Raw genomic sequence first — 7,036 nt, forward strand, 5'->3', positions numbered from 1 at the left:
TTGTCACTTTATACCTGGGCGGACCGGGGAAAAGCAGGTCCGCTTATAGCCCCTCTAAACGCACTTCGTTAGCCTAATTCTCTCCCAAGTCTCCCTTTAACCTGTCTTATAAGTTGCTGCTTGGCTGGAAAATTGCAGTCATTTCGGGCAGTGTTATGACCTTTGCCAGCTTTTGATGTAGAAATTAGTGGCGATTTTCCGAGCAAAATCACCTCTATCGACACAGCAAACGGTGGTCAATTGTTCCGGTGTTAACAGTTATACGTCCTGAGGGAGTAGGTGCGTGTCGATATCCAAGAAGTTATTAGTTGTATTCAGTTTTATTGGCGTACTGATGTTCGGCTCTGCCGGACTGGTGTACTGGCAGATTACTCAGGTCAATCAGTTACAAGCGCAAGTCAGCCAGGTTCAGATGCCGATTGTGGCCAAGAGCAACCAGGTTGAAAGTCAGCTTCAGCTGACCCTTAGCTCGCTGCGTGCTCACATTATCCATGGCGCCGATCCGGCCCACCTGCAGGACTATGTCTCGCAGCTAATGGGCGCCTGGCAAGAGATTGAGCTGAGCCTTGATGAGATTGCAGAGCTCAGTGGAGAAGCCATGGATGACCAGCAACTGGCCAAGTTTCGCCAGTTGCGAGACCTGCAATTTGAGATTGCTCAGCTAGCCCACACCGATGACAGCCTGCCTGCACATAGCCTCCTACGTTACGACTTAGCCCCGCTAGCGGAAGAGGCCATGAACCAGGTCAGCTCGGTAATCCAAGAGGAGTTGTCACTGCCGGGGATCAGTACCCGCAAGACGCGCATGTTGTTAGTCGCGAATATGAGCGAAGCGCGCAACGAGCTGGCGAACGCATTAACCGCCCTGCGCAGTTTTATCCTCAGTGGCGACTCAGCCGAGCGTCGCAGCTACCAAGATTACATGTCCAGCCACGCAGGTTACGTGGAGTCGGTGAACCAAAACAGTGCATTGCTTACCGATGAACAGGCACGTTTGTGGCAGCAATTCGTTGAGCTGGTGGATATATTCACCCCCATGGTGGAAGAGTTGTTCGATATTCGCGGCGGCGATAACTGGGATGTTGCCAACTATCGATTGGCTCAAGAAGTGCTGCCCTTAATGAGCGATGTGCAGGCGCAGGCAAGCCTGTGGAGTGAACAGCAGCAACAGCAGTTACTTGCCGTAGAAGACCAGCTGGAGCATCGCGGCCAACTGATTGCGCTGTTGGTGTTCGCGGGAGCTGCCGTGGCCCTGCTAGTAGGTGGAATCGCAGTGATGCTGCTAAGTCGTCAGATCTCTTCCTGCTTGGCGGTGGTGAACGCCCGCGCTGAGGCCATTGCCGCGGGCGACCTTTCTCAGCCAGCGCTGGCGGTAACCGGTAAAGACGAGGTGGCCCAGCTGACTCGTTCCATCAATATCATGTCAGAGCATCTTAAATCACTGATCGACGGCGTCGGCAGCGCGGTAGCGCAGGTCTCCCGTGGCGCAGATAACGTGGCAGTGCGCTCACAAGGTATTGCCAGCGAACTGGGTAACCAGCGCGGTAAGGTTGAGCAAAGCGCTACTGCCATCGAGCAGCTATCGTTGGCGGCCAAAGAGATTGCCGAGAACACCTCATCGGCTGCCGAGCAGGCGCTAAGAGGCGGGCAAGTGGCCAGTGATGGCGGCGGGGTGGTGGAAGATACCATCACCATCATGCAGCAGATTGAGTCGGCGGTTCAGGGCTGTCACCAGCAGGTGTCATCGCTAAGCCAAGCTGGCGCAGAAGTTGAAAACATCACCGAGGTTATCTCGGCGATTGCCGAGCAAACCAACCTGTTGGCCTTGAATGCGGCCATTGAGGCGGCGCGCGCCGGGGAGCAAGGGCGCGGCTTTGCGGTGGTTGCCGATGAGGTGCGTAATCTGGCGCGGCGCACCAGTGACTCTACCGATGAGATTTCCGAGGTGATCGCGCGTATCCGTGAGCTGACCTCGCAGGCCCAGAGCGCGATGGATCACAGCTCTGAGCTGGTGGAACAAGGCCGCAACGTGGTAGCCGAGGCCGGTAGTGCGCTGCGGGAAGTGATTACCACGGCTGGAGATATCTCCGATCGGGTGAACGCGATCGCCAGTGCTACCGAAGAGCAGTCGATGGTGGCAGGCGAGGTGGCCAATAGCTTGGAGGTGATTGCCCATATTTCCCAGCAGTCAGCCTCAGAGGCACAAGCCAGTCAGCAGCTAACCGATGAGTTGGAAGAGCAAGTTGGCGAATTGAACCAACAAATTGGTCGCTTTGTGTTGTAAACTTCGCTCAAACTCAAGATACAGGCAGCTGCAGTGAAACCAGCAATCTTTTTAGACCGCGATGGTGTGGTCAACGTCGACAATGGCTATGTAAGCGAAGTCGATGACTTTGAATTTATCGAAGGCAGTATCGAAGCCATGCAAGCGCTGAAGAACGCGGGTTGGCTATTGGTGCTGGTGACCAACCAGTCGGGCATCGCCAGAGGCTACTTCTCTGAAGAGCAGTTTATGTCACTCACCGAATGGATGGACTGGTCGCTGGCGGACCGCGGCGTCGACCTCGACGGGATCTACTTCTGCCCCCATCACCCAACCAAAGGCCAGGGTGATTACTTACAAGACTGTAACTGCCGCAAGCCTAAGCCGGGTATGCTGCTCGATGCCGCCAAAGAGCTGGATATCGATTTGGCGAACTCGTGGATCGTCGGTGACAAGCCCGCCGATCTGCAAGCGGGTCAAGCTGCGGGCTTAAGCAACTTGCTGTTGGTGCGCTCGGGTAAGCCGGTCACCGAAGAAGGCGAGGCGTTGGCCACCAAGGTGGTGGATGATTTGGCTGCAGCGTCTGAGCTAATCCTACAAAGCTAATCGCTGATATCAGTAAAAAGGCGACCCTCGGGTCGCCTTTTTTGTCTCTATGTCGCTGCGTGATTAATCGTGGAAGGTCTCGCAGGCATACAAGGTGTTTTCAATCAGGGTTGCCACGGTCATTGGGCCAACACCGCCGGGTACCGGAGTGATATGACTGGCATGTTGTGCGGCGGTGGCGTATTCCACATCGCCCACCAACTTACCTGACTCCAAGCGATTGATGCCTACATCGATCACAATCGCGCCCGGTTTGATCCACTCACCGGGGATAAACTCAGGGATACCGACACCGACCACCACTAAGTCAGCACGGCGAACGTGGAACTCCAGATCTTTGGTACGGCTGTGGCAGATGGTTGGGGTGCAGCGCTCAAGTAGGAGCTCCAGCAGCATCGGGCGGCCTACGATGTTAGAGGCGCCAACCACCACGGCTTCCATACCCACCAGGTCGATACCTGTGGTTTCCAGCAAGGTCATAATGCCTTTCGGGGTACATGGCTGCAGGGCAGGGTTCTTCTGACACAGGCGGCCGATGTTGTAAGGGTGGAAGCCATCAACATCTTTGTCTGGGCGAATGTGCTCAACCACTTTATCGGCATCGATACCTTCAGGCAGTGGCAGTTGTACCAAAATGCCGTCGATGCTTGGGTCGTTGTTCAGGGCGTCAACGTGTTCGAGTAGCTCGGCTTCAGTGGTGTCGACAGGCAGGTCGATAGAGCGAGAGACAAAGCCGACGGCTTCACACATTCTGCGCTTGCTACCTACGTAGACTTGAGAGGCCGGATCGGCGCCAACCAGAATCACAGCAAGTCCAGGAGCACGCTTACCTGCGTCTACTCGCTGCTTAACTTTCTCGGCGACTTGTTGCTGCACCATTTGTGCAGTCTTTTTTCCATCAATAATTTGCGCGGTCATAATGCCCTTTATTTCAGCACGGTGGGATTGAAGTTAAGGAGCGCCTATTTTGCATGCTAGCCCGTAAAAAGTCAGTATCTTTTGAAATTGGGTGTTGTTTGAGCGCTCAGGCCAATTCCGCAAAAAAAGGTTTGACGCTCCCCAAACGAGGCAGTAGTATTCGCCACCGTTGTGAGGCGGTAATCGCGCTTAACCAACTAGGTATCGAACGCTTTTATAGCTGTGATTTGCAATAGTAAATCGTAATGCGCCCTTAGCTCATCTGGATAGAGCAACGGCCTTCTAAGCCGTAGGTAGTAGGTTCGAGTCCTACAGGGCGTGCCATACTTTATGGACATGGCATAGTCTGTACGATGGTGGGTATAGCTCAGTTGGTAGAGCCCCGGATTGTGATTCCGGTTGTCGTGGGTTCAAATCCCATTACTCACCCCATCTTTGCGGGAGTGGCGGAATTGGTAGACGCGCTAGATTTAGGTTCTAGTATCGCAAGGTGTGAGAGTTCAAGTCTCTCCTCCCGCACCATTATTTGACGGATAACGCAGTACCAAAGCGTATCGTCACAAAATTTGTCGGTGAATAGCGCAGTTTGGTAGCGCATCTGGTTTGGGACCAGAGGGTCGGGGGTTCGAATCCCTCTTCACCGACCACCTTTCGAAAGCCCTGCTCGTTGAGCGGGGCTTTTTCGTATTCGGTTAAGGGAAAGCAGCGCATCGTCGCGAAGCTGGAAAAGAGCGGAGCAGAGGGTGGCCGTGAGGCCTCGAATCCCTCTTCACCGACCACCTTCGAAAGCCCTGCTCATTGAGCGGGGCTTTTTCGTATTTGGTGGAAGCAAAAAGCCCGCTAGTTCAGCGGGCTTTGACACGCCATGTTTCTGGGCGTATGAGTACTACTCGTTCAAACGCTCCAACTTCGCTTCAATCTCTTTCATCTTATTCGAGACCACCTTCTCTAAATGGCGTAAGTCTCTGAGGATTTCTGCTTTCAGATCATGCTCCACCTGCTCGCGTTTGGTCAGTTGGTCGAGCTCTTCAACGATGAAGCGCAGGTTGGTGTTGATCTCCGACACGTCCTTATAGGTCCCGCGGCCGCCGTCGACCAATACCGTCTTGCGTTGTCTCGGAAATTTAAGCTTCATGCTACGAGCGAACAGTTCACCGCGCTGTTTATGAAAGTAGATCTTGATGATGTCGTGATTGGCCTCTTGACGCAGGCTATAGCGCTCAATGCTGGTTGGGTTACTAACCCCAATTCCCTGTAAGTTCTTGTACATAGTTCCCTCGGATTGCGACTGTTCCTACTAGCAGGATAGCCTATAAATTCTGCCGTGGTTGTGAAGATTTAAGCAGTTTTTTCAGTCAGGGCAGTAGCTTAGAAGGAATTTGCTTACGCATACAGTCAACTCAGCCAGGCAAGCAGTACACTCATTGCGACAGCGGTTGCGCAAGCTGACAAGCAGTGGATCCCAATAGCCCGTCCTCCCGCTACCCAGGCGAGTACTCCTTTAATTAGGGTGTTGCTGGTAGCGGCGAGCAGGATCCCTAAACTGGCGACCTTTCTACTGAGACCCTGCTGATACTGCTCTACTAAAGAAAGGCTTATAGCATCAACATCGGTTAGGCCTGAGAGAACGGCCAAGGGATAGAGTCCTGCATCACCGAGCCACATTTTAGTAAGCGTAACAATAACCAGTACACTAGTGAGTAGCGCAGCAAACTGCAGCGCCTTGCCAAGCTCAAAGGGGTTGCGCAGTGGCAGGTCAACGGTTTGGATTGGACTTTGCTGGCGACGCCACAACCAAATGGCCCACAGCAGTAATAGTAAGGCTGCGCACAGCAAGGGAGCAGCCAGTAGTTCAAACAAGGTAGGGGTTAACAAGGCAACGATTATCGCCAAGCGCAGGTACATCATCCCACATGCTAAGAGTATCGCCGCTGACAAGGTGGTAGCAGCTTGCCATCGGTGCTGCATTCGTGCCAAAGATACGGTAACTGCAGTGGAAGAGACCAGGCCGCCGAAAAAGCTGGTCATCAAGATCCCAAAGCGGGCGGACAGCCAGCGGGTGGCGAAGTAGCCGAGCATACCTAAGCCGGAGATAAGTACCACCAACCAGCCAATCTTTGCCGGGTTGATTGTCTGCCATGGATCGATGGTGCGTGCTGGAAGTAAAGGCAGTAGCACTACTGCGATCACTAAAAACTGCAACATGCCTCTTAGCTCTGGGGACTGAAGTTGCTTGAGCCAGCGATGTATCGTTTGCTTGTAGTGCAGCAGAAGAGTAATGACTACCGCTAGGCTTGAAGCTTCCAGTGACAGCGCAAAATGCGGCATCACACCCAACCAATAAGTGAGTAGTGCCGAAGCGGCGGTGGTAATACCAAGGTCGTTGTCGCTGGCCGCGCTAATAATGTGAGCTGCGATAACTAGCGCGCACAGGCCGAGGAATACGAAACCCATTAGCAGGCCGTTGAATCCATTTTGACTATCTAGCAAAGCGGACACGCCACCCAATGCGGCGAACAGGATAAAGGTACGTAATCCTGCGACGCGACGACCGTCGGACTGCTCCCGTTCTTGCCACCCGCGCTCACTACCGATCAGCAAGCCCAGCAATAGACTGAGACCGAGCTGCATCAAAGGAGCATAGGCGGTAGTTTGCATAGTGCTGGCTATTGGAGGGCTATAGCTAAAGTGTAACTAGCAGATGTTCATGTATCCGTGCGCCAATGCTCAGAACGGGGAAGGCTATGCCAGCTTTGCGAACGGTAGAACCGACGACGCAAGTAGAGGTGTAGCCTGAGGCCTCATTAGGTTGTTTGGGTAATGAATGGCATTCGCGCCTATTAATGCCAACAATCAGTGCGGTTTGAAATGCCTTTTACAAACTTTAATGCTTAATCAATCGTCAATAACGTGTGTTTTTTATGCAAAACTGCACATATAGCTCAATATCTAACCGCTTGGCGCCGAAAGTGTGATTTTCTTCAAAAAAAGCCTTGCGCAAAATCCTCGGCTCCCTATAATGCGCCACCACTGACACGGCACGGCGCAACAGGGTTTGCGGTGAAAGCAGGTCAGGGTTGAGAAGCTGGAAACAGCACTCGCAACCACCGGTCAAAAACTTCAAAAAAGGGCTTGACTGGGAATGAGGAAAGCGTAGAATGCGCACCTCGCTTCGGTAACGAAGCAACGTTCTTTAACAAGTTATCAAGCAATCTGTGTGGGCACTCACGAGATGTGAAGCGACAAAAA

5 protein-coding genes and 4 tRNA genes are annotated in these 7,036 nt (G+C 53.2%); 6 read left to right on the forward strand and 3 right to left on the reverse strand.

Going from position 1 to position 7,036, the window contains the following annotated elements:
- Window positions 1-283: 283 nt before the first annotated feature.
- Both G462_RS0113735 and gmhB read left to right on the forward strand, forming a co-directional pair.
- Window positions 284-2,284, forward strand: a complete 2,001-nt coding sequence (locus G462_RS0113735; protein WP_026959503.1) for a methyl-accepting chemotaxis protein — start codon at window positions 284-286, stop codon at window positions 2,282-2,284.
- A 33-nt stretch (window positions 2,285-2,317) separates the two neighbouring features.
- A complete protein-coding gene (gmhB, locus tag G462_RS0113740) occupies window positions 2,318-2,869 on the forward strand; it encodes a D-glycero-beta-D-manno-heptose 1,7-bisphosphate 7-phosphatase (RefSeq protein WP_035477734.1) in 552 nt (183 codons plus the stop codon).
- Window positions 2,870-2,932: 63 nt separating this feature from the next.
- On the opposite strand, the gene folD is transcribed toward gmhB, so the two are convergent.
- Entirely contained in the window at window positions 2,933-3,787 is an 855-nt protein-coding gene (folD, locus tag G462_RS0113745; RefSeq protein WP_026959505.1) for a bifunctional methylenetetrahydrofolate dehydrogenase/methenyltetrahydrofolate cyclohydrolase FolD, read from the reverse strand.
- Window positions 3,788-4,034: 247 nt separating this feature from the next.
- On the opposite strand from folD, the gene G462_RS0113750 reads away from it, so the two are divergent.
- The 4 genes from G462_RS0113750 to G462_RS0113765 all read left to right on the forward strand — a co-directional run bounded on the left by G462_RS0113750 (window position 4,035) and on the right by G462_RS0113765 (window position 4,434).
- Window positions 4,035-4,111: transfer RNA gene (locus G462_RS0113750), tRNA-Arg, on the forward strand.
- Between the two features lie 32 nt (window positions 4,112-4,143).
- Window positions 4,144-4,219 (forward strand) — tRNA-His (locus G462_RS0113755).
- 5 nt (window positions 4,220-4,224) lie between these two features.
- Window positions 4,225-4,309: transfer RNA gene (locus G462_RS0113760), tRNA-Leu, on the forward strand.
- 48 nt (window positions 4,310-4,357) lie between these two features.
- Window positions 4,358-4,434 (forward strand) — tRNA-Pro (locus G462_RS0113765).
- A gap of 239 nt (window positions 4,435-4,673) precedes the next feature.
- Here G462_RS0113765 and G462_RS0113770 read toward each other — a convergent pair.
- Window positions 4,674-5,057, reverse strand: a complete 384-nt coding sequence (locus G462_RS0113770; protein WP_026959506.1) for a DUF3461 family protein — start codon at window positions 5,055-5,057, stop codon at window positions 4,674-4,676.
- Window positions 5,058-5,182: 125 nt separating this feature from the next.
- A complete protein-coding gene (locus G462_RS0113775) occupies window positions 5,183-6,445 on the reverse strand; it encodes an MgtC/SapB family protein (protein ID WP_026959507.1) in 1,263 nt (420 codons plus the stop codon).
- Between the last annotated feature and the right edge of the window lie 591 nt (window positions 6,446-7,036).

The organism is Aliagarivorans taiwanensis DSM 22990, from assembly GCF_000429505.1.
GTDB lineage: Bacteria > Pseudomonadota > Gammaproteobacteria > Enterobacterales > Celerinatantimonadaceae > Aliagarivorans > Aliagarivorans taiwanensis.

Excerpts from the sequence above, each read along its gene's own strand:
- folD (WP_026959505.1), bottom strand. The coding sequence starts at position 3,787 with ATGACCGCGCAAATTATTGATGGAAAAAAGACTGCACAAATGGTGCAG.
- G462_RS0113770 (WP_026959506.1), bottom strand. The coding sequence starts at position 5,057 with ATGTACAAGAACTTACAGGGAATTGGGGTTAGTAACCCAACCAGCATT.
- G462_RS0113775 (WP_026959507.1), bottom strand. The coding sequence starts at position 6,445 with ATGCAAACTACCGCCTATGCTCCTTTGATGCAGCTCGGTCTCAGTCTA.